General features: G+C 44.3%; 20 protein-coding genes. 16 read left to right on the top strand and 4 right to left on the bottom strand.

What is annotated here, in order from left to right; genetic code table 11:
• Positions 1-3 precede the first annotated feature (3 nt).
• From LEP1GSC050_RS10910 to LEP1GSC050_RS10860, 10 genes are all read left to right on the top strand, one after another.
• Entirely contained in the window at positions 4-345 is a 342-nt protein-coding gene (locus LEP1GSC050_RS10910; protein WP_010571247.1) for a phage baseplate plug family protein, read from the top strand.
• The gene (locus LEP1GSC050_RS10905) at positions 342-1,136 is read left to right on the top strand and encodes a phage protein (protein WP_010571246.1); all 795 of its coding nucleotides are present in this window, start codon (positions 342-344) and stop codon (positions 1,134-1,136) included. The genes LEP1GSC050_RS10910 and LEP1GSC050_RS10905 overlap by 4 nt, the downstream gene beginning before the upstream one ends.
• Positions 1,133-1,759: a Gp138 family membrane-puncturing spike protein gene (locus LEP1GSC050_RS10900; RefSeq protein ID WP_010571245.1), complete on the top strand. Its 627-nt coding sequence runs from the start codon at positions 1,133-1,135 to the stop codon at positions 1,757-1,759. The genes LEP1GSC050_RS10905 and LEP1GSC050_RS10900 overlap by 4 nt, the downstream gene beginning before the upstream one ends.
• Positions 1,756-2,115 (top strand): hypothetical protein, encoded by a 360-nt coding sequence (locus LEP1GSC050_RS10895; RefSeq protein ID WP_010571244.1) that lies wholly within the window; start codon positions 1,756-1,758, stop codon positions 2,113-2,115. Before LEP1GSC050_RS10900 ends, LEP1GSC050_RS10895 begins: the two co-directional genes overlap by 4 nt.
• Entirely contained in the window at positions 2,112-3,311 is a 1,200-nt protein-coding gene (locus LEP1GSC050_RS10890) for a baseplate J/gp47 family protein (RefSeq protein ID WP_010571243.1), read from the top strand. Before LEP1GSC050_RS10895 ends, LEP1GSC050_RS10890 begins: the two co-directional genes overlap by 4 nt.
• Complete coding sequence (locus LEP1GSC050_RS10885; RefSeq protein ID WP_010571242.1) at positions 3,308-4,258, top strand: hypothetical protein; 951 nt, start codon at positions 3,308-3,310, stop codon at positions 4,256-4,258. The genes LEP1GSC050_RS10890 and LEP1GSC050_RS10885 overlap by 4 nt, the downstream gene beginning before the upstream one ends.
• Positions 4,258-5,232 (top strand): tail fiber protein, encoded by a 975-nt coding sequence (locus LEP1GSC050_RS10880; protein WP_010571241.1) that lies wholly within the window; start codon positions 4,258-4,260, stop codon positions 5,230-5,232. The genes LEP1GSC050_RS10885 and LEP1GSC050_RS10880 overlap by 1 nt, the downstream gene beginning before the upstream one ends.
• A 173-nt stretch (positions 5,233-5,405) precedes the next feature.
• A complete protein-coding gene (locus LEP1GSC050_RS10875) occupies positions 5,406-6,281 on the top strand; it encodes a tail fiber protein (protein WP_010571240.1) in 876 nt (291 codons plus the stop codon).
• Positions 6,282-7,193: 912 nt separating this feature from the next.
• Complete coding sequence (locus LEP1GSC050_RS10870) at positions 7,194-9,227, top strand: neutral/alkaline non-lysosomal ceramidase N-terminal domain-containing protein (RefSeq protein ID WP_010571239.1); 2,034 nt, start codon at positions 7,194-7,196, stop codon at positions 9,225-9,227.
• 626 nt (positions 9,228-9,853) lie between these two features.
• Positions 9,854-10,288, top strand: a complete 435-nt coding sequence (locus LEP1GSC050_RS10860; protein WP_198012846.1) for a GlcG/HbpS family heme-binding protein — start codon at positions 9,854-9,856, stop codon at positions 10,286-10,288.
• Between the two features lie 16 nt (positions 10,289-10,304).
• Here the strand turns inward: LEP1GSC050_RS10860 and LEP1GSC050_RS10855 are convergent, their stop codons facing one another.
• The gene (locus LEP1GSC050_RS10855) at positions 10,305-10,931 is read right to left on the bottom strand and encodes a TetR/AcrR family transcriptional regulator (RefSeq protein WP_010415757.1); all 627 of its coding nucleotides are present in this window, start codon (positions 10,929-10,931) and stop codon (positions 10,305-10,307) included.
• A 157-nt stretch (positions 10,932-11,088) separates the two neighbouring features.
• On the opposite strand from LEP1GSC050_RS10855, the gene LEP1GSC050_RS10850 reads away from it, so the two are divergent.
• The 6 genes from LEP1GSC050_RS10850 to LEP1GSC050_RS10825 all read left to right on the top strand — a co-directional run bounded on the left by LEP1GSC050_RS10850 (position 11,089) and on the right by LEP1GSC050_RS10825 (position 17,769).
• Complete coding sequence (locus LEP1GSC050_RS10850; RefSeq protein WP_020987211.1) at positions 11,089-12,330, top strand: NADH:flavin oxidoreductase/NADH oxidase family protein; 1,242 nt, start codon at positions 11,089-11,091, stop codon at positions 12,328-12,330.
• Between the two features lie 283 nt (positions 12,331-12,613).
• Positions 12,614-13,840, top strand: a complete 1,227-nt coding sequence (locus LEP1GSC050_RS10845; RefSeq protein WP_010571235.1) for a hypothetical protein — start codon at positions 12,614-12,616, stop codon at positions 13,838-13,840.
• Positions 13,841-13,985: 145 nt separating this feature from the next.
• Positions 13,986-14,774: a dienelactone hydrolase family protein gene (locus LEP1GSC050_RS10840; protein ID WP_010571234.1), complete on the top strand. Its 789-nt coding sequence runs from the start codon at positions 13,986-13,988 to the stop codon at positions 14,772-14,774.
• Between the two features lie 224 nt (positions 14,775-14,998).
• Entirely contained in the window at positions 14,999-16,027 is a 1,029-nt protein-coding gene (locus LEP1GSC050_RS10835) for a synaptic vesicle VAT-1 family membrane protein (RefSeq protein ID WP_010571233.1), read from the top strand.
• 7 nt (positions 16,028-16,034) lie between these two features.
• Positions 16,035-16,985 (top strand): polyprenyl synthetase family protein, encoded by a 951-nt coding sequence (locus LEP1GSC050_RS10830; RefSeq protein ID WP_010571232.1) that lies wholly within the window; start codon positions 16,035-16,037, stop codon positions 16,983-16,985.
• Positions 16,966-17,769 (top strand): TlyA family RNA methyltransferase, encoded by an 804-nt coding sequence (locus LEP1GSC050_RS10825; protein WP_040911292.1) that lies wholly within the window; start codon positions 16,966-16,968, stop codon positions 17,767-17,769. The genes LEP1GSC050_RS10830 and LEP1GSC050_RS10825 overlap by 20 nt, the downstream gene beginning before the upstream one ends.
• Here LEP1GSC050_RS10825 and LEP1GSC050_RS10820 read toward each other — a convergent pair.
• From LEP1GSC050_RS10820 to fcpA, 3 genes are all read right to left on the bottom strand, one after another.
• Positions 17,766-19,343, bottom strand: coding sequence for a flavin-containing monooxygenase (locus LEP1GSC050_RS10820; RefSeq protein WP_010571230.1), 1,578 nt, complete (start codon positions 19,341-19,343; stop codon positions 17,766-17,768). The two genes, LEP1GSC050_RS10825 and LEP1GSC050_RS10820, sit on opposite strands and share 4 nt — an antisense overlap.
• A 742-nt stretch (positions 19,344-20,085) precedes the next feature.
• Complete coding sequence (locus LEP1GSC050_RS21210; protein WP_020987577.1) at positions 20,086-20,220, bottom strand: hypothetical protein; 135 nt, start codon at positions 20,218-20,220, stop codon at positions 20,086-20,088.
• 137 nt (positions 20,221-20,357) lie between these two features.
• A complete protein-coding gene (gene fcpA / locus LEP1GSC050_RS10815; RefSeq protein WP_020987698.1) occupies positions 20,358-21,281 on the bottom strand; it encodes a flagellar coiling protein FcpA in 924 nt (307 codons plus the stop codon).
• Positions 21,282-21,550: the final 269 nt, after the last annotated feature.

Here is a 21,550-nt window from a genome sequence, read left to right as displayed (position 1 = left end):
TCGTTGGATTTACAATATCTCCCGCTTACTGTCGACGAGGTTCCGGTCGAAAAGGATTTCCTGATCGGCGAAACCTATTCCTTTCGGTTTCTTTATAACGATCGGACCGATTTTTATACCTGCACGATTTTGGATCCTGACGGGAATATTCTATTTATAACGAAAATTTTATATGCTACTCCGATGATCGACTCGGTAGTAGACGGCTTAAACATAAACCGGAAGATACTGCCCTTGAACCCTCAAGAAATCGAGCAGGCTAGCATTTTACAGGGGCAGGTTGTAAATCGAGCGTCTCTAGGCTCGACGATTTTGCTCTTGTTAGGGAATATTATTTCGTCATGACGGCGTTGTACAATAGAGTGGCGACGGTAAATATCGGGGGAAGAGAGTTTTCCTATCCTCCATTTTCCATTGAATTTGTACAGGAATTCAAATTCAAAAATCCTCAATCAACGACTCTTAAATTATACAATCCTGCGCCGGATACGATCGGGGTCTTCGAGGCTAAAAAGAAAGGTCAAGGAAAGGTATATCCGAACGTAACGGTTTCGGCCGGCTACAAAGAGGATTCCGGGACCGTGGTTTTGGGAGAGGCTTTCGCTTATACTGTAGTTCAGGAAGGCTTAGACAGAATTTTAGAAGTGAAAATCTCGGATAAGGCCACAAAATGGAGCACTGCAATTTTAAATAAAAGTTATAAGAATGTGAGTGCTGAATTTATCGTTAGGGATATTTGCAAAACTTTGAGCATTACCCCCGGAGAAATTAATTTAGGCATCGGGAAATTTTACGAGTCCATCGTTTTCGGCCGTTTCAAGGATTCGATCCAGAAATTGACGAGGGAAACCAATTCGGAATTCTTCTTTAAAAACGGACTTTTAACGATAGTTCCATCGAATCCGAAAGTTAAAACTATAGTTAGTTTGGATTCGGGTTCGGGACTATTGGAGCGACCGCAGAAGACGTCGGACGGCTATAAAATAAAAACATTATTTTTATATAATTTAAACCTGAGCGATGTGGTCCAAATTAATTCCAAAGAAGTGAATGTTAGAGCAAGCATCACGAAAGTGAATCGGACTTTTTCAACGTTCGGTGACGCTTATTGTGAATTCGAGGTCGTACCTGTATGAGTTTTTCCGAACTTTTAGAAACGTACGTGGATATGCGGGAACGTGGAATTCAGGTGGGGATGGTTTGCAAAATCGAATCCTTTAATGCATCCACTATGAGAGCTGACATTCTGCCGCTAGTAAAGGAACAGAATATTTTAGACGAAGTATCGGATTATCCCGTGATTCCGGACGTGCCCGTTCAATTCGTCCAGATCGGAGCGGGTTGTTATATCAAACCTTTTTACCAACAAGGCGATCTGGTTTGGGTCGGTTTTTCCACTTTTGATATTAGGAAAAGTTTAAACGCGCAGAAAGAGACCGTAACCTTGGAATCGAAAACCTTCGGTTTGGAAAACGCCTGCGTATTAGCGAGAATCGCGGAGCGATCTTGGACAGAACCCCAAAATTTAATCAAATTTGAAAACGGAAAATTAACTTTGAAGGTAGGCTCGACTGAAGTATCCATCGGTTCTTCCGGGGTCGAAGTGACCGGAGATTTCAAGGCCTCGGGCAATGTGGAAGGCGGGCATGTGATCGAAAACGGTCTTTCGATCGGACAAATCAAATCCGGATTTAATGCTCATCAGCACCCTTTTGTGGCAGCGACACCTCCGACCGCCGTAACTGGAACACCATTATGAGAACACTAAAAGTAGAAAATAATGATTTAGTTTATAAAAACGGCAGGCTGGTTCAACTGGAAGGGATCGATGCACTAGAGCAAATTTTGGGCAACCGTTTGAAACTCTTTCTAGGGGAATGGTTTCTTGCTCCGGCCGAGGGAGTGGATTGGATCGGTTTAGTCGATCAGGGTCCTTTTTTACAACCCGGATTCATCAATGCCATAAAGACCGCCCTGCTTAAGGAGCCTTCCGTCACTTCGATTACGAAGTTGGATGCAAACTTCGATCGAGCGGCTCGTCAAGTTACGATTACCTTCCAAGTCCAATCGAATCTAGGTGTGCTCAGTAGTACGGTTTCCGGAGGTAATTTATGACGTTCGGAGTTACCGTACAGGGTTTTAATAGAAAATTATATTCCGATATTCTGCAATCCTTGGAGGATCGGGCCCGTCTGCCGGAAAATTTCGGTCCCGACATCGATCTATCGCCCTACGGAGAGCTAGGAATGATTCTGCAGAATGTTGCGAAGGAAATCGATACCGTCTGGCAGGGTTTGGAAGATACTTACTATTCGAAATATATAAATTTGGCCGACGGAGTCCAACTGGATAGGATTGTAGCCCAAGGCGGTATTTCTCGTTTGCCTGCCAGAAAATCTGTCGTTCAGGTTACCATCCTCGGCAATATCGGTGCGACAGTTCCTTCTGGATTTCTGATTCAGACTCCCCAAGGCATTCAGTTCGAGGTGGTCACTCCTGCAGTTTTGACCAGCGCAGCGGGCGTCGAATTTACGTTTAGAAGTATCGATACCGGGTCCCAAACAAACGTTCCGGCTGGGGCGATTACGGATATAGTTACACCTGCCGCCGGAATCAATTCCATCTCGAATTCGCAACCTTCTTTGGGAGGAGGACCGGTAGAAACCGATGCCGAATTGAGGCAACGATATAAGGACCGGGAATCGTCTGGCGGTTCCTCCTTACCGGCGATTCGTGAAACGGTACTCCGCGTTCCAAACGTTACTACCGTTTTCGTTTATGAGAACGCGACAAGCGTTGTAGTGGACGGTCGACCGCCTCATTCCATCGAAATCGTGGTTTCGGGTACCGCAGCGGATTCGGATTTGGGAACGGCGATATTCAATTCTAAACCCGCTGGAATCGAAACATTCGGTACTCATTCCTTTACGGTAGCCGACGCAAACGGACAGACACACGTAATGAACTGGTCGGTTCCTACCGCCAAAGTCGTCAACGTCATCGTAAACATTACGAAAAATGCAAATTGGACCGACTCCAATATTCCCGTCGTTAAAACGAGAGTCGTGCAAGCTATCGGCGGTGCGGATACGATCGGAACACAGGTCGTCGAATATCACGGATTGAATGTCGGCCAAAGCGTGGTTGCTTGGGAGATCATCGCGAATTTGGATAAAATTCCTGGGATAGACGACGTGACGGTATGGACTGCGTTTGCTCCGGCGGTTCCGTCGTCTTCCGCCAAGCTTGTGGTGGGAGCAACCGAATTCGCTCAAACGTTTACGGCTAACATTACGGTGAATGTGGCATGACGGCTTTCGATGCCTTACAGAAATTTCCCCAGTCGATCTTAAACCGGGAGACAGGATCTTTTTTAGGAAGACTCTGGGGCTTGATTTCCGCCGAGCTGGACGAAATAGAAGTACAATTACAGGCTTTAAAGGATTTAGAATACATTTATTATGCGTCCGGGGTCAATTTGGACGCTCTCGGCAGGTTATTGAATGAAACAAGAGTCCCGGGACAAAATGACGATACGTACAGGCTATTTATTTTAATCGCGATTAGTAAGAGACTCGCGAAAGGAACACTGCCCGAAATCATCGAAATCGGCAAGACGATCGCCGGATTAGAGAACGGAACGGTATTTATTCCAAGAGAATTCTATGCGGGGTCTGAGTCATTTTATCTAGATGCAGGATCCCTGTTAAATGGAGTGAGTCCTGTAGCCCCGGATGTGAAAAGTCCTGCATCCTTTGAATTGGAAGTGGAAGGTGATGTGGATCATATTAAAATACCTACCCTCCTTGCTGAAGCATTAGATTCAATTCGTCCCGCCGGCGTATATGCTAAAACGAGGATACGATTTTTATTCCCAGAGAACATGGGAATGGTATATGCTAAACGGAACGGAACTCTAGACGGATCCGGTTTGTATGACGGATTGACTCTGCGAAGTCCGCAGGCGAATTATACGATAGACCAAGGATCAATTGGAGACGGCGGAATGGCCGAACCTACCACTTCTGACACGGGTTTATCTCATGAACTTTTGAGAAAACCTGTTCAGATCAAATCTCTACCCGATGGAACTAGGGAATATACGATCTCTCTTTCTCCCTCGGAATTGAACGGAGATAATTTAAACGAATTAGCCTTCCTCTCCAATGGTAGATTATTATTTAAAGATGTCTTTAGTCCCAAACTAAAGAACGGAACGCTTGTCTATGATTTTAAACTTAAGGAGGCGCCAATTTAATGTCGCTACCAAATCCGAATAAGTCTAGAACCTGGGATAGAAATACGTCAAATGACGGTCTTCTTCTCGATGTGGAATTTAATCGCTTATATGCAAATGACAATGCTGTTCAGGCGCAAAGAGACAGCGATATTGCGAATTTACAGGCACAGATTAATGCGTTAATGGCATCCATTGGACAACAATCGAATATTCCGTTAGGCGCGATTATCGAGTATGATTTCTCCGATATTCCCCAGGGCTTTCAGATTGCAAATGGTCAAACCGTTTCGAGAGCCGCGTATCCGGCGCTTTGGGCAAAATTACATCGGTCCGTTACGGGAATTGTTCCTACGACAAACACGATTCAATCAGCGGCTCATGGATTGAGTGCGGGGCAATTAATAAAATTCTCATTTACCGGTTATGGAATTACGTTGAACACTTTTTATTACGTTATTAATCCTACAACAAACGATTTCCAGATATCATTAACGTTAGGAGGCATGCCGGTAAGTTTTTCAACGACTCCACCTACTCAAGCTCCTGGAGTATCGATATCACCTGCCGTTTCTCTACCAGGCTTGATTATGCCAGCGCCTGGGGGAGCTATCTCTGTTTCAATCGATCTTCTTGTTCATGTGCAATACGGTTTCGGCGACGGTTCCTCCACATTTACCCTTCCGGATCGCAGAGGTGTTTTTGCCCGAGGCGCCGGGTTGCATGCCACAAGAGCGAAAGCGGCCGGCGGGAATTATAACGGGGGGGCTATTGGCTTCGAAGGACAAGATGCTATGCAGGGGCATTTTCATGCCCCACCGGACGCTCTTGGCATTGCACCGGGTTCAGTATATCCGTCAGGACCGATTTCGTTTCAATCAGCTGTGATACAAGTTGGAAGTCCAACAACAGATGGAATAAACGGGACCCCGCGAACCGGCAATGAAACGACACCGGCTTCGACGGGCGTTCAATATATCGTTAGGGTTCAGTAGTGAATATAGACGATTGATGAATTTTAATCCGGTTAAAAGGGTATTCGTTTTTTGATACCCCTTAGAATTTAAAGTGAACGTTATAGATTTTTATAAATTAACTTATACTAAAAATGTCCTAAGCAAAAATCATATCGTCGCTATACTATTATACTTGAGGAGATGCTTTCATCATGTCTATCCCCAATCCGAATAAAACGAGAGCCTGGGATCGGTCGACTCCGAATGACGGTTTGCTTTTCGATGCAGAATATACATCTCTATACGCGAATGATAATTCGTTACAAACACAGATCGCGAATTTACAATCTCAAATCGATTCTTTGACCAATACCATTTCTCAAGTTGCAGTGCCGTTAGGCGGAGTGATCGAGTTTGATTTTCCGACCATCCCGGCAAATTTTTTAGTAGCGAATGGACAAGTTGTATCAAGGACGACGTTCTCCGCTTTGTGGACTTTAATTCATCGAACGATTTCGGGTTTAACGCCTGCGACAAGTAAAGTCCAATCTACGGCACATGGACTGATCGCCGGGCAATTAGTAAAATTCTCTTTTACGGGCGGGGGAATTACGACAAATACACCGTATTACGTCGTTAATCCTACGGCCAATGACTTTCAAATCTCGTTAACTCCGGGCGGAGCAGTCTTAACTTTGACTTCCAATCAGACGGGGGACCTGATCTCTCATATCCAGTACGGTTTCGGCGATGGTTCGACCACATTTACTTTACCGGATCGTCGAGGAGTCTTTGCCCGAGGATCAGGACAACATGCGTCGAGAGCTAAGGCAGCCGGCGGGAATTATGACGGCGGGGCGATTGGTCAAGAGAACCAAGACTTATTTCAGGGGCATAATCATTATACTGAAAACGGCCGGAACCTTCCTTGGAACTCCCTAGGACCATTTTACAATACTTCAGGGGACGGCACCGCTAATACGCGAATTGGAAGCCCAACAACAGATGGAATAAATGGCACTCCAAGAACTGGAAATGAAACAGCCCCGGCTTCTACTGCCGTTCAATATATTATTCGTGTTATATGATAAATCGATGATGCATCGTTTCAAAAAATTCTAATCGACACCCATTTAAGTCATAAAAACCGTTCTTGATTTATTTTTAGTGATAGCATTCCTAATCGAGAATTAGGATTTAAGTTAAGAATTAAATACAAGGAGATAAAAGTTTTGATCCTCAAAAATGGGGGCGATCGGGTATTTCGGCTGGAAAAAGTTTAAATAAACTCGCATGTTTGAGAGAAAAAAAGTCCATTGCCGATCTTTCGATAGTAAACGTAAGCTGTCGTCGATCAATAAGAATGTACTGAGAATTTGAATAGGTATGATTTAACCGTACTGTAGAAAAAAATTTGAGGCATCAAAACGATGCCGACTTGCTTCTTGAAATTCGATAGTGTCCTGAAAGTTTCGCACAACTTAAATTTCATGGAAAACTCTCAAGACCGTCAGCCGTAAGCTTTGAAATTTTTAACTCCTAGAATTTCATCAAGTCAACATGCTCCGGCGAGATAAGTTTCCATAAGAGATTCTTTTACCTTCATAGGGAGTTCTTCTTTGTTTGGTCATAATCTTAGCCGGCTATAGGAGTCTCTCTTTGAATGATTTAATATACGAAAAATACGGGACGTTACAGAATAAAACCCGCATTCATTGATGCATTCTTTACGTAGAATAAGAAAAGCGGATACGGAAGCTTTAATTCTTTTTTGCAAAAAAAAATCGGGTTCCAGTAATTTCTTTTGCATTAATAATTTTAATGAAAACCGATTTTCCTCCCCTCAACCCGAAAATCCCTTCGTTTCGCAGGCGGATATAATTGATTTGTAAGCCGGATCGGTATTCTTCTTAAAATCGAAAGTCCTTGCCGAATCCCGGTTCTTGTGATAGTAAGGACTTCCTTTAAATCTAGTTGAAAAACCAGCTCCCGGAGGGGGAATGAACACCGTCCAAAATCAAAAAAGAAGACCGCGGTTTCTTGTAGTCGCGGTCATAATCCAAATCGCTTTGCTAGTACTTGCCTGTGGAAGTACAGCGCATTATAAAATTACCTATAAAAAACCCGAAGCGTCGTCTCGGACAAGGGGCTTAGTCGCTGGCGCTTCCAAGATCGACCTGACTCCTCCTCCAGGAATGCCGTTAGCTGGTTACTCGATGTTGGCGGAGACCGAAAAAGGATTCCGTACGCGAATCTATGCCAGGGTTTTTTATATTAAAAAGGATGCAAACGATCCTGTCGTTTTAATTCAGAGTGATCTTTTATCGGGATCGTTACTTATTCATCATTTACTTGCAGAAAGACTTGCTGCTACTACGGATATTTCCTCTGGCGGAATCGTATTTGCGGGAACGCATACTCATTCTGCACCGGCTAATTTCTATGATAATAACTTTTACAATGAATTCGCTTCCAACAAACCCGGATTCGACAAGGCTTGGACGGAATTCGTTTTAGATCGTTTAACGACGGCTGTTCAGGATGCATACAAAAATGCGCGACCTGCAAAAATCGGTTCTGGTAAAACCCTAGTTTGGGGGCTGACTCGTAATCGATCTTTAGATGCATACCGCGCGAATAAGAATTCAGGTTTTACCGAATTGAAGCCGGAGATTCAATATCAGACGATTAATCCCGAATTGGTCATGATTCGAATCGATGCTCAAGATAAGGATGGTAAGTTTAAACCTCTCGGAGCGTTTAGTACATTTTCAGTGCATGGAACTACGATACCGGATTCTACAGAAGTTGTAAATGCGGATGTTTTCGCGTATCCGGAAAGAATGTTGGAAAAGAAGATTCGAATAGAGCATAAACCTAGTTGGGATCCGATTCACGCTCTAAATAATTCAACTCACGGAGATAATTCACCTGACTATCGGGAATCGATGCAGGGTTTCATTGAATCGAAACGAATCGGAGAAGCGATCGGAAAACGTGCATTAGATCTTTTTGATTCGTTGGGTGCATCTTTGCGTTCCGATATAAGCATTTCGTTTAACTCGAAAGAAGTCGACGTATACGAAGAGCCTAAATTCGGAGAGACCGAGATTTGCGATCGACCGTACGTCGGAACTGCATTAACGGGCGGAGCAGAAGACGGTCAGACTCCGATTCTTTTTTGGACTCCTTTTTTTGCTGAAGGATGGCCTCGCTGGTTTTTCACCGGCGGATGCCAAGGACATAAACGCATAGTAGGATTTAAATATTTACAACCGATCGTTTTACCTAAATCAAAATTTCCTCATAAACTTCTATTTCAGTCGGTAAGAATAGGAGACACATTACTTTTACCTTTACCATTTGAAGTCACAAAAGAATCCGGTAGGCGATTTGTTGAAGCTACAGTTCAAGCGAACGGATCTTCGATTAAGAATGCATCGGTCATAAGCTGTGCAAACGGCTATTTCGGATACGTCACCACTCCCGAAGAATATACACGTCAGCACTATGAAGGAGGTCATACGCTTTATGGTCCGGGGACGCAGCCATTCTTGCAGGCTCATTTGGTGGATCTGACTAAGAATTTACCTTTGACAGGCGGTAAGGAATCTTTCCCTTCTGCTTGGGAATACGAACTTGACGCAAAGGATCATTATCCTTCAGCGGAATCATTTTCCGGAAACCGAGCGGTCGTCAAGATTCCGCAGCTGGTTCTCGCCGAGGAAAATTTAGAAAAACATTGGGTTTTCCGTTACAGGGACGTTGGTTCTTCGAAAATTTCACTTCATGAAACTCTTGTGTCTATTGAATATAAAGACGAAGGAAGTGATTGGAAATCGCTCTTATCCGACGGTGAAGTTGTTAACGATCGTGGCGTTGATATTGAAGTGAAAAAAATCGGAAATGCCGGCGACGGGATGGCGATTTATGAAGTTCGTTGGTACAATCCAGAGCAAATCGGAAAAAGAAAATATAGATTTTCGATTCATTCTCGGGAAAATCTAGGAGAGTTTGTTTCACCCGAGTTTTAGAAAATAGTTCGAAAAGTATGTAGGAGCTCCTACATACTTTTTTTAAAAAAAGACTTTCAGTATTTTAGAAACTATGCTAAGGACGGACTCGCGAAACCACCGACCGGCCCCCGCCCAGGAAGGGCGGGGCTAACCTAATCCAATTTCCTAAAATTAACCATGCCTACTTTCCCCGTTTACACGCCTTCTTGCATAGGCTTTTCCCCTTCGTCATATTATGAGTGCTACCCATGTCTCCGGTCTGAAGGCTCGCTCCGTCCTTGATTTCGGCTAATCGTAGTCTTCTTCATTTAACAATACTCATTCATTGAAGCATTTTTAGTTGACTTTTCGTTCTTAGCTCTTATTTTTAAAACGATTGACGGAGGCTTTCGTCGATTTCTCAATTTCGGAAATTCTCGATCTAAGCGAGAATTTCTCCTGCCAGTTTCAATTTCGGTCCTTTCCTGCAAGAGGAAACGGAACGAAACGACCAATATTAAAATTATCGAATCGGCTTTTTGTATTCGGTTGAAATACGAAAGATTCGTTCGAGGAGAATATCTATGTTTGCAAGAGTTAGTAAACTTTTCGAGAAGATAAGAATAGTTCCGCTGTTTATCGCAGTTATATTAGGAGGATCTAAAATGACATTCGCGCAATCACAGCCGGTTGTTTACGGGAATTCGATTACCTTAGAACAGGCAAAAAAAGTAATGGCGGCTGCGGAAGCGGAAGCAAAGAAAAATAATTGGCTTATGGCTATCGCAATTGTGGATGCGGGTGGAAATTTGGTTTTGTTTCAAAAGTTGGATGGAACCCAGTTGGGCTCGATCGAGGTTGCGAAATTAAAAGCGTCGACTGCTAATAATTTTAAAAGGCCGTCAAAAAGTCTGGAGGAAGCGATTGCAAACGGTGGAATCGGATTACGAATCCTTGCAATTCAGGGAATTGCACCTTTGGAAGGCGGAGAATTAATTCTCATGGATGGAAAAATTATCGGTGCAATCGGCGTTTCCGGAGCGCAATCAACTCAGGATGGTCAAGTCGCCAGAGCTGGAGTCGCCGCGCTGAAGCAATAACGTTTGCGCCTCGGTCTTAATCGCAGTCCGGTTTATGTACAAAAAGTAAATTCTTAAAGAATGAACGCAAAACATCTCGTCCCCGACTTTGTAATTCTCGGCGAGTCGGGGAGATATCGGATTGAATCTGTAATCCGTCAAAGACGGCTAATATAGTGCGAGCTAGAACCGAGGCCGAAACGGTTGCGACAAGTGTTCCTTTTTTCTGACCTTCTTCGATAGTAGCGGTAAAGATTGCTTCAAGAGAATCATAAAAAGCGATGATTTCGTCTTCCATCGTTCCGCCGTTAGCGGTAGCCTCGGCAAATAAGCGTGGCGAGCAGTTTCCATCGATGGCGAGTCGATTTGCAAGTCGCTCCAGGTATTCGCCTAGACGAAGGTGAGCCGGGAGAGCGGCAACTTCCGGTTCTCGGAACCCAAAACGATCCAGATTCAAGAATTCTCGAATCAAGGTGTCCCGGATGTCCTCCTTGCTTTCAAAGTGAAAGTAGATTCCTCCTTTGGTCAATCCTGCAGCGTCTGCAATGTCCTGAACGGATGTTTTTTCGAATCCTTTACTGAAAAAGCAACGCATTGCCCCTTCTAGTATGGATTCTCTTCGAATTCCTTCCGGGAGTTTCTTCCAACCGACATTTTTGGACATAGTTTTCTCCGTTCTTTCTAAAATTTAGGTCCACCTAGTCAAATGCGAAATATCGGATTGATAAAAATAAATACCAACTGGTAGGAATTTTAATTTGACGGATTTTTCCTGATAAATACCGATGGGTAGGAAATCTTTTTTAAGTTCGGAGTTTTCTATGGATTCTCTTTCTGCTCTGGGGCAATCGCTAACACTTCCTAACGGCTCGGTTCTTCCGAATCGACTCGCAAAAGCCGCCATGGAGGAGGGCCTTGCCGATGAAAACTTTCTTCCGGGGGAGAATATGTTTCACCTCTACGAACGGTGGGCTCGCGGAGGAGCCGGGTTATTGATTACCGGAAACATGATGATTGATCGCAGTGCGTTGACGGGTCCAGGTAACGTAATTATTCGAGAAGGAAATATTGATCCGTTTAAACGACTAGCAGAGGTTGCTCAATCTAAAGGATCTAAACTTTGGATGCAAATTAATCACCCTGGAAGACAGGTCTTCGGTTATATTGCGGAAACGCCTGTCGCGCCGTCTGCAGTGAAGGTTCAAATTCCGGGAAGATTTCTCGCAAAAATTTTCGGAACTCCAAGAGCTTTAACGTCGGACGAAATTAATCGTATCATCGAGAGATTTGTTTCCGCAGCAAAACTTGCAGAGGCTGCGGGCTTTCACGGAGTGGAAGTTCATTCGGCTCACGGTTACTTACTAAGTCAATTTTTATCGCCGTTGACGAATCTTCGGGCGGACGAATGGGGTGGAAGTCTGGAAAATAGGGCGAAAATTCTACTCGAAATAGTCAAAGGAATTCGCTCGGTCACCAAGCGAGAGTTTTGCGTCGGAGTTAAATTGAATTCCGCCGACTTTCAAAAGGGAGGGTTCGAAGAAGCGGATGCGATCAATGTAATAAAGATGTTAAACGAAACCGGAATCGATTTACTCGAAATTTCGGGCGGAAACTATGAATCTCCGGCGATGCAAGGAACGTCCCAAAAAGGTGTTAGTCCTCGGGAAGCTTATTTTTTAGAATTCGCCAAGAAGGCGAAGAAGTCTGCGAAGATGCCGCTTATGGCTACCGGAGGATTCCGTTCGCGTTCTATTATGGAAGAAGCGATTCGATCCGGAGCTGTAGATATGATAGGTATAGGAGCGCCATTCGCCTTAGACCCGGATTGCGCATCTAAATTAATTTCCGGTAAGATCGAAAGCATACGGGTAAATATTCCGGACCTTTCAAATCCTACGTTCAATTCATTGTCAAAAATGTCCGCGATAAGAATTCAATTTCGAAGAATGGCAAAGGGAAAGAATCCGAAAGTTCCGTCGTTCCTTTTAGGAAATTTAATTTTGGAGCAAATCAGAGCAAGACGGAATGCAAAGAACTATAAGAAATTTCTTCTGGCAAAATAGATTCCCATATTGCGGCAACGATACGAAGGGTGCGAAGCAGTCTCAGCGGTTTAAATATCTAAGCGACATTAATAAAGTCAATCCGCTGAGACCGAAGCGAGAGCGTAGCCCGTAGCAGCGTGACCCTGAACGAAGAGAAGGGGCCGCCCGGAATAAAAAAGAAGCGATCTTCACTCTAAATTTGTTTGAAACAAGGATTAATATCCTGCTATAACCTCTGCTTCACGGTTGGAATTTCCCTTTTTCCCTTTGCTCAGAAAGAGAGTCGGAAAAAGTAATCCGTATGGATTGGAAATTTCCCAAATGGAAACCCGGAAGACCGCAACGTTGGGAATTTCTTTTGCCTCCAGGTTGTGCAAAAGAGACCGAAGAGGTATTGGAATCGATTATAGGCGCTCCCTTTTTGCCGAGAACTCATACTCCGAGTTTCTCGGTTTTCCCGGAAAAATTTATTTTAGAAAAAGCGAATTTTCGTCAAGCCCTGGAAGTTTTAGTAAGAGTTCCGTGGGTTCGAGATATTCGCCTTAACTTAGGTAAGTTTTTTTTGTCGGAAGATTTTAGCTTTTCCGGATTGATCGAATCCTTACGCGAAGCTAAGCTTTTGCCTCAGAGCTGGGAAGTTCGTTTCCATCCGCAAATACGAGGGCGAACGGAAATCACAAGAGAAGACCTTCAATCTCTTTGGTCGGAAACATACCTGCAAGGAGAGGAAACCGAGTCGCTTAACAATACCGAATTAAATGCATTATGCATCGGGGACGACTTGATTCTTTCCTTAAGTTTTGCAGGTGAACCTCTTTTTAAACGCGGAAATTTTCGCCCTCTTTCCAAATCGGCTCCCTTGCGCGAAGACCTTGCCCTTTTTCTCCTAAGTCGCCTGGAGAAAATTCTTCCGGATCCTGATGCAGTCCTCGTGCCCTTTGCCGGATCCGGAACTTTTGTTTGGGAAGGCAGTTTTCTTCTGCTAGGCGTGGGATTTCCCCATTATGACAGAACTTTTTTATTTCAAGACCTGGAAGAATTTCCGAAATCAACATGGGAATTTCTGCGAAAAAGAATCGGCGAGAAGGGAGAAGGGACTTCGCTTCGAGTTTGGTGGAATGAGAAAGAGTCCGAAATTTTTTCCTATTTGGAGGAAAGGAGCTCCGACTTTCAGAATTTCATTCGGACCAGAAAGTCCGATTCTAAGCTTAGCATTTCCGGAGACGCAGGAGACTTCTTTTCCTTTTCTCCGGAGGAAGTATGGTCTTCCCTCGGTAAACCTTCCAAACTTTGGATGCCTATTAATCCGCCTTACGGTTTGAGAATGAAAAATCCGGGTTCCGAAAATCTATTCAGACATTTAGCGGAAGTCTTAAAAGACTGGTGGCAGCTTCCTGCAGAAATTTCAGGTTTTGTTCTTTGTCCTGATGAAGATTCTTGGTCTTTGTTTTTGCGAGGAATTGGAACTCGGTCGGAAACTATTCATGTCACTCACGGCGGAATCGATATGCGAGTCGTTTATTTTTAAGTCGAGTCACTTCCTCTAATCCTTTGGTATAATTACTTAACTCTCTTAAATATTTTCAAAAAGATTCGATTTTTCACCGACCTTCCTCCTACTATGGTCCGTCTATCAACTATCCGAAATGGGCTCCCCCAAGGAAAAACGATTCATGAAAAATATCTTAATAATATTCAGCATACTGATGCTTATCGCAAGCTCGGTATCCGCAAAAGTAAAGACCGAGACCGTTGAATATAAGCAAGGTGATACGACTTTGGAAGGTTTCTTAGCTTATCCCGAAGGAAAAGATAAAAAGGCTCCGGGAATCATTCTCGTCCACGATTGGTTCGGTTTAGGTGAAAATACGAAAGCAAGAGCAAAACAGCTTGCGGCTCTCGGTTACGTGGCTTTTGCCGCGGACATTTACGGCAAGGGAGTGCGGCCGAAGTCGATCGAAGAGGCGGCTAAATTGGCCGGCTCCTTTAGGGAGGGCGACCGAAAATTGCTTCGTGCAAGAGCCCAAGCTGCCTTAGATGCTTTAAAGAGCCAGTCTAATGTTGATGCCGATAATTTAGCGATTCTTGGTTACTGTTTCGGTGGAACCGCAGCTTTGGAACTTGCCCGTACAGGGGCGCCTCTAAAAGGTACGATCAGTTTTCATGGCGGCTTATCGACTCCGAAACCTGAAGAATCGAACGTAATCAAAGGTAAGGTCTTGGCGATGCACGGGGCTGACGATCCTTTCGTAAAAGCCGAAGAAGTGGCTGCTTTTCAAGAGGAAATGAGAAAAGCAAAGATAGACTGGCAATTTGTTTCGTACGGGGGAGCTGTTCATTCCTTCACGATTAAGGAGGCCGGAAACGATAATTCAAAAGGCGCCGCATATAACGAAAAGGCCGATCATCGCTCTTGGGTGGAATTACGGAATTTTCTAAAAGAAATTTTTCCATCCAAATAGTTTTAAGATTCGATATCCCATCAACGTACAATCGAAAAAGAGCGGTGATGGGTCGTGTTTATAGATTTGCGTCGGTTTTCTTTTTACGAGTTGATTCGGCCGTAAATAAAAAAGGTTCGGGTCCGATCCTGAATGATAACCGATTGTTCCGCAAGTTCGGAAAGAAATCCTGCTTCGCAGTTTTTTTCCTTTAAGAATATCAAAATACCCGGCAAAATGCCCTCATGATCCGCACTGTTTATAGAGTCGATACGAAAGGATCTTTGGATTATCTGGAAAGGCGGGAGGAAGAACTTTCCGACCCCGGAGACAACGAAGTCACCGTGGAGGTTCAAGCCATAGGTCTGAACTTTGCGGACATTTTTGCCATCCAAGGACTTTACAGCGCCGCTCCGAAAGGTTCGTTTATTCCCGGCTTGGAATATTCAGGAAAGGTGATAGCTGTCGGCAAGAAAGTAAAATTATTCCGAAAAAACGACAAAGTAATGGGAGTTTCTCGTTTTGGCGCTTACGCCGACCATTTAAATATAGATCAAAGATACATCTATAAGCTGCCACCGCGTTGGTCTTATGAACAGGGAGCGGGCTTTTTAGTTCAAGCTTTAACGGCATACTATGCGCTTGTTCCTTTAGGGAATCTTTGCAAAGGTCAGACAGTCTTAATACATAGCGCAGCCGGAGGCGTCGGAATTTATGCAAACAGGATTGCGAAAAAATTCGGGGCCTGGACCGTTGGGACGGTCGGTAATCCATCGAAGATTTCGCTTTTAGAAAAGGAAAGATATGATGCCTGGATTATTCGCTCCTCTAGTTTCCCTCAAGAATTAAAAACCGCTTTAGGCGGACGGGAATTGAATTTAGTTTTGGAGTGTATCGGCGGAAGAATCTTTCAGGATAGTTATCAAGCATTGGCGCCTATGGGACGAATGATAGTTTACGGATCGGCGTCCTTCATGAGCCAAGGAGATCGTGTCAATTGGCCTTCTCTCGCTTGGAAATATCTGACTCGTCCCAAAGTGGATCCGATGGAGATGGTCTCCGATAATAAGGCGATAATGGGTTTTAATTTAATTTGGTTGTACGATCGGGTAAACGAACTTTCTCAGCATATAAAGGATATGATTAAATTGAATTTGGAGCCTCCGCATATCGGCGGAGTGTATTCGTTTGTGGAACTTCCGGAAGCGGTCAAGTATTTTCAGACAGGACAAAGTACCGGAAAAATCGTCGTTACGTCCGGCGATAAAAGGTAAGTCGCGCTTGGAGGCCGGAGCGAAAGAACCCGCTTTAATTTCTATCTTAGCTTTCGCAAAGAAGGAGTTCGAGAACTATCTTGAAAGCGAAGTCTATCCTCGATTTCAGAAGGAGGCCGCTCCGGAATTGGCCGAAGCGATGGAATATAGTATCAAGGCCGGTGGGAAACGACTTCGACCCATCTTAGCAATGGCGGCCTCCGGAGCTTTAACGAAAGATTCCTTATCCGTCGCGAGTTCATTAGAATTCCTGCATACATATAGCCTTATTCACGATGATCTTCCGAGTATGGATAACGATGATTTTCGACGCGGAATACAGACTCTGCACAAACGGTATTCGGAGGCCACGGCAATATTGGCGGGAGACGCCTTGCAAGCTTATGCTTTCGAGTGGTTGACTCATGCAAAAGGCGAGGTCGCTGATCAGCATTTGTATCGAGACTTGATCCGAATTCTACACCAAGGCGGTGGTGCCCCCGGAATGGTTTCCGGTCAGGTGTTCGATTTGGCTTTGGAGAGAAATCCTTCCTCCTTAAAAGGAAATAAAGAAGAATTACTTGCGATTACTCATCGACTCAAAACGGGAGCTTTAATTCGGGCTTCGTTACTTTTAGGAAACCGTTTGCGACAAGATCACCAATCCAGAGCAGCATTGCTTTCGGATTATGGAATTAAACTAGGGCTTCTGTTTCAAATTACGGATGATATTTTAGATGTGGAAGGTACTAAGGAAGACTTAGGTAAAACGCCGGGTAAAGACGATCGATCGGGAAAAATTACTTACCCCGCGTTATACGGCTTGGACGAATGTAAGAAAATGGTTACTTCTCTTGTAACCGAATTGGAAGGATTAGGGAAGAGTTTAGATAATTCGTTTTCTACAGACGGTAAAGCTTTACAATTTCCGGATTTCTTTCAGTTACTGCCCGGAACTATTGGCTCGAGGAAAAACTAGGCTAGATCAGCTATTGCTGGATCGAGGCTTGGCGAAGGATATCACCCTTGCCCGAAGTCTCATACTTTCGGGCTCCGTCCTTGTGAACGATAGGGTCGTCGATAAAGTCGGCCTTCTAATTTCCGATACTTCGGAAATTAGAATTCGAGAAATCATTCCCAAATATGTCAGTCGAGGGGCTTTCAAACTAAAGGAAGCATTAACGAAATTTAATATTTCCGTTGATGGAAAACTATGCATCGATTGGGGTGCGTCCACCGGAGGATTTACTCAGGTTTTATTGGAAGAAGGTGCGGTCGCGATTTTTGCCTTTGATGTCGGGTACGGGCAAATGGCATCGAGAATCGCAATGGATTCCAGGGTTTCCGTTCAAGACCGGTTTCATATCCGTGATACTACCTGGAGCTTATTGATCCAACTCTGGGAAAAACATTCTCCGAATCCATTTCCGAAAGAGATTTTTTTGGTGATGGATTTAAGTTTTATTTCTCTTCGATATGTTCTTCCTACTGTAAAGCGCCTTCATGATGAAAATCCGAGAATTTCCTGGACCGGTGTAAGCCTTTTCAAACCGCAATTCGAAGTCGAGAAATCGGATTTGGAAAAAGGAGTCGTAAAAGATCCGGTCGTTAGAGCGCGAGCACTGCGATCATTTTTGCGATTCTTAAAATTGGAGATTGGAACAAATCTTCACGGGCTGGTAGAATCCCCGATTGCCGGGAGAGAGGGCAATCGGGAAATTCTAGTTTACTGGACATTAGATGCGATTAGAGATCGAGCTTAACCTATTGCCGCATTTAAGGCCATCGAAACCCGAGAACCGAGTCCGATCTTTGTCTCTTCTCCATCCGTCCGAACGAACTCATAATCGCTAGGCTTGAGAAAGAAGGTCTTAGCTTTGAATTCGAATGTGAAACCCGGCCAAAGAGTCGTGTTTCGTCCGGTACTCGTATTGTACCAGCTTACGCAACCTCCGGTTAACCAAACCGATCTACTAAGACGATCTTGGATTTCTTTGTTGTAACGGTCCTGCACTTCCTTACGAACATCGATATACTTAATGTTTTTCTTTCTTAGCGCTCGAATGCATTGCAGAGCATACTGTGCTTGAGATTCGATCATAAGAATCATGGAGCTATGTCCTAAACCGGTATTCGGCCCGACGATCATAAAGAAATTAGGGAAACCGGAAATCGAAGTGCCAAGATACGCTTCTGCTCCGTCTTCCCAAACGTCGCTTAATAATCGGCCGTTTTTCCCACGGATTTCAAACGGGGCAACCGCTTCGGCGGCTTGAAATCCGGTCGCGAATATGATAGCGTCGACTTTGTGCTCCTTTCCGCCTTTTGTCAGAATCGAATCTTTTTTAATCTCTTGGATTCCTTCGGTGACTAAATTTACGTTTTCACGATTCAACACCGGATAGTAGTCGTTGGAAAGTAAAATGCGCTTACAACCGATCGTATAGTTCGGAGTTACCTTTTCCCGCAAGGTCGGATTCGGAATGCTTTTTGCTATGAATCGTTTTGCAAAACCTTCAAATACCTTCATCAATTTAGGATTGATTGCGAATGCGATTACTCCCAATTCGTTTATCCAATAGATTGCTTTACGGAATAACCAACGTAAAGGAGGGAGATATCTAAAAACTCCTTTTACGGAATTTCCGATGGAAGAATCCGGCTTTGGAATAATCCAGGGAGGAGTTCTTTGAAAGAGTTCAAGTTTACCGACTTTCGGCGCGATGGTCGGCACTATTTGAATCGCGCTAGCTCCGGTTCCGATAACTGCAACGGTTTTGCCGGTAAGATCATAATTATGATCCCATCGAGCCGAGTGGAATTTGGCTCCTTTAAACGAATCGATTCCGGGTATTTTCGGTAAAACCGGTCGACTTAAACCTCCGGTTCCGCCGACTAATGCGCGAGCTTGGTAAGTTTCACCGCTTTCCGTTGTTACTTTCCACGTTCCAGTTTTCTCGTCAAAGAATGCATTATTAACTTCCTGGTTGATGCGAATATGTTGCCGGATACCGAATTTGTCCGTGCAATCGTTCATATAATTTAGAATTTCCTGTTGAGGTCCGAACAAGCGGGACCAATCCGACTTTGGCGCAAACGAAAAGGAATATAAATGGGATTGAACGTCGCATGCGGCGCCAGGGTAGTTATTATCTCGCCAAGTTCCGCCGATACCGTTTCCTTTTTCTAAAATGATAAAAGAATCGATCCCTGCTTGTTTAAGTCGAATTCCCATACATAGCCCCGCAAATCCGGAACCGATGATAATGGCATCGAGAACCTTTTCGGCGTTTACTATATGGGTTTGGCTCGGTCTATCTAAGGTTTGAGCTACCATCTTTAATTTCTCTCCTATGAAAGGCCTTTGCCGGCACTCTGAGCTGGCAGGCTTTCAGGTTATATAATAACCGATCAATAAAAACCAATCGTCCAATCTTAGAATTTGCGACCGGGATTCTTGCGCTAATTTCGAAATCAACAGGGTTTTTACGCGATTTAGTTCATTTTTTAACGGATTTTGCCTTTATGGTGGGTGGGGGTGGGGGGGAGCGAGTCGAAGAGGAATGCAACGCTTTGTTCAGAGGGCAGAGGACTGAAGACAGAAGCTGCTCGAAGTTAGAAATGCCACATTAGGACCGGGGGAAAAATCCACTGATAACGGAGGAATCTTCCTGTAGAACATGGAAACCACGCTCATCGATGTTCTGTCTTCGTCCTCTGCTCTGACGATCGGATTTATTTCCCTTTTTCGGACAGACTTTTAATGTCTTTCCGCTTTAACCATCCTTGCGGTATGCAGGCTCCAAGCTCGCTGTCCCCAGTCTTAAAACAGACCTTGCCGCGCACACAATTCAGGTTTTCGTTACAGGTGGTACCTAATGATTGATCCATTGGGTCCGGGTCTAAATAGTCATCGTTTGACCTTCCGGGACTATCACCTCCGAGGCAGATTCCATACTGCGATCTTTCGGATTTAATGCAAACTGCTCCTGCCGTACAATCGTAATCCTGTCTGCACGCTTGTAAATCGCTGGTGAAAATTTGTAACAGTAAGAGGGCGAATGCCGGAGCCAGATAGTTTAAGCTTCGAATAAATCTAATAGAATACATCCTTTAGGCATAAACGAAGAAAAGATTGAATGCAATATTTTTCCTGCCCAAGTTTCGAGCATCGAGGGAATTTCCGCGTCTTCGGGGACTAAGGAAAAATCCATAATACCTTCCTGAAATCCTTTCAAGAGTTGCTCGATTTATCCAAACAGCTGGAGACCATTTCCTCCGAAAAAGAAATGCAAATAAAAAAGCCCCGGTGTTTCCACCGAGGCTTGATTATCTTTTTTATGAAAGAGGGTTAGGGGCGAACCGAAATCACCTCGTCCTTGTTAATCAAGGCTACGATGTGTTTATATTCGGGCGAATCCTTCCCGTATTTTAGTTCGGTTGCGCGGAGTAAATGGATGTTTTTCTTGTGACGGAATTTAAACATCTGATCTTCGCTTGCGCCGCCATATTTCTTGATCATGTTTTCTTCAAAGGCGTAGCAGCTTGCAAGATACTTGTGAGCCGGGTATTCCTTCTCGTTTTCATCGACCTCGATATAAAGCTCAAGTATGGGAATACACTGAGGTAAATTCTGTAGGTCGTATTCGGTAATAATCCAAGAACGGTAAACATCCGAAAGGAGACGTTTAAACTCAGCACGCTCACGCAAATCTGGGTTTTTGATCTCGTCCAAATGGTTGATGGACTTGGTAAAGTAGTTAAGGGCTTGTTGTTTTGCTTCGAGTTTCAGCCTAGAAACGACGCGATCTTCACGAGCTTTGCGGTCGACTTTTTGCCAATACCACTTCTCGTCCAAACGCTTCTTCTCGGCTTCTTCCTTACGGTACTGCTCGACTGCTTCCCTCATCTTGAGGATGGTATTAACTCCGGATTGGTAGCTGGTTAGGGCCAGGCGGAACTTATTGTTCGCGAAAGCCTTAGAGAGCTGATGGAGTTCTTGGAAGTTCTTGTCATAGCCTTTGAAGTCGGGGTTTTTCCAAACAGCTTCCTGTTCTTGGATCACCTTCTTACGACGCTTCTGCTCTTCCGTAAGGTTTTTATCGTCATCCTCGGGAACAAGTTCCCCTTTAAGGAGTTCGTCGATCTTATCGGCCGCCGCTTTGGCCTCTTGCTGGTTCTGTTGTCCCCCGCCTTGCTGCTGGTTCTGTGCGAACAAGGAGAGGTTGAGTCCGACCACGGCCAGAAGAACGAAAATAGTCTTCATCACCTTCATAGTGCTCACACCTGTGCCTTCTCTTTCATAAGATAGGATTAGAGAAAAGAACAACAAAGTCCTTTTCTCCTGTTTTACTATCGGTTCCTTAGGGTTCGAGATAAACCCACTAAGGAAAATTTTTCCCTTTTTTACCGGATAAGGGACATAACCGAAAATTCTTTTCCGATTCAATACAAATACGATTAAATCATTTTTTTCGCGTTCCGATGAATCCTACCTTAGGCGGAATCGATCGACGCTTCCAAAATCCATCAAAGAACCGAGAT

The organism is Leptospira broomii serovar Hurstbridge str. 5399, from assembly GCF_000243715.2.
GTDB lineage: Bacteria > Spirochaetota > Leptospiria > Leptospirales > Leptospiraceae > Leptospira_B > Leptospira_B broomii.
The sequence above is the reverse complement of the archived record's forward strand: the minus strand, read 5'-3'. Positions and strand labels throughout refer to the sequence as shown.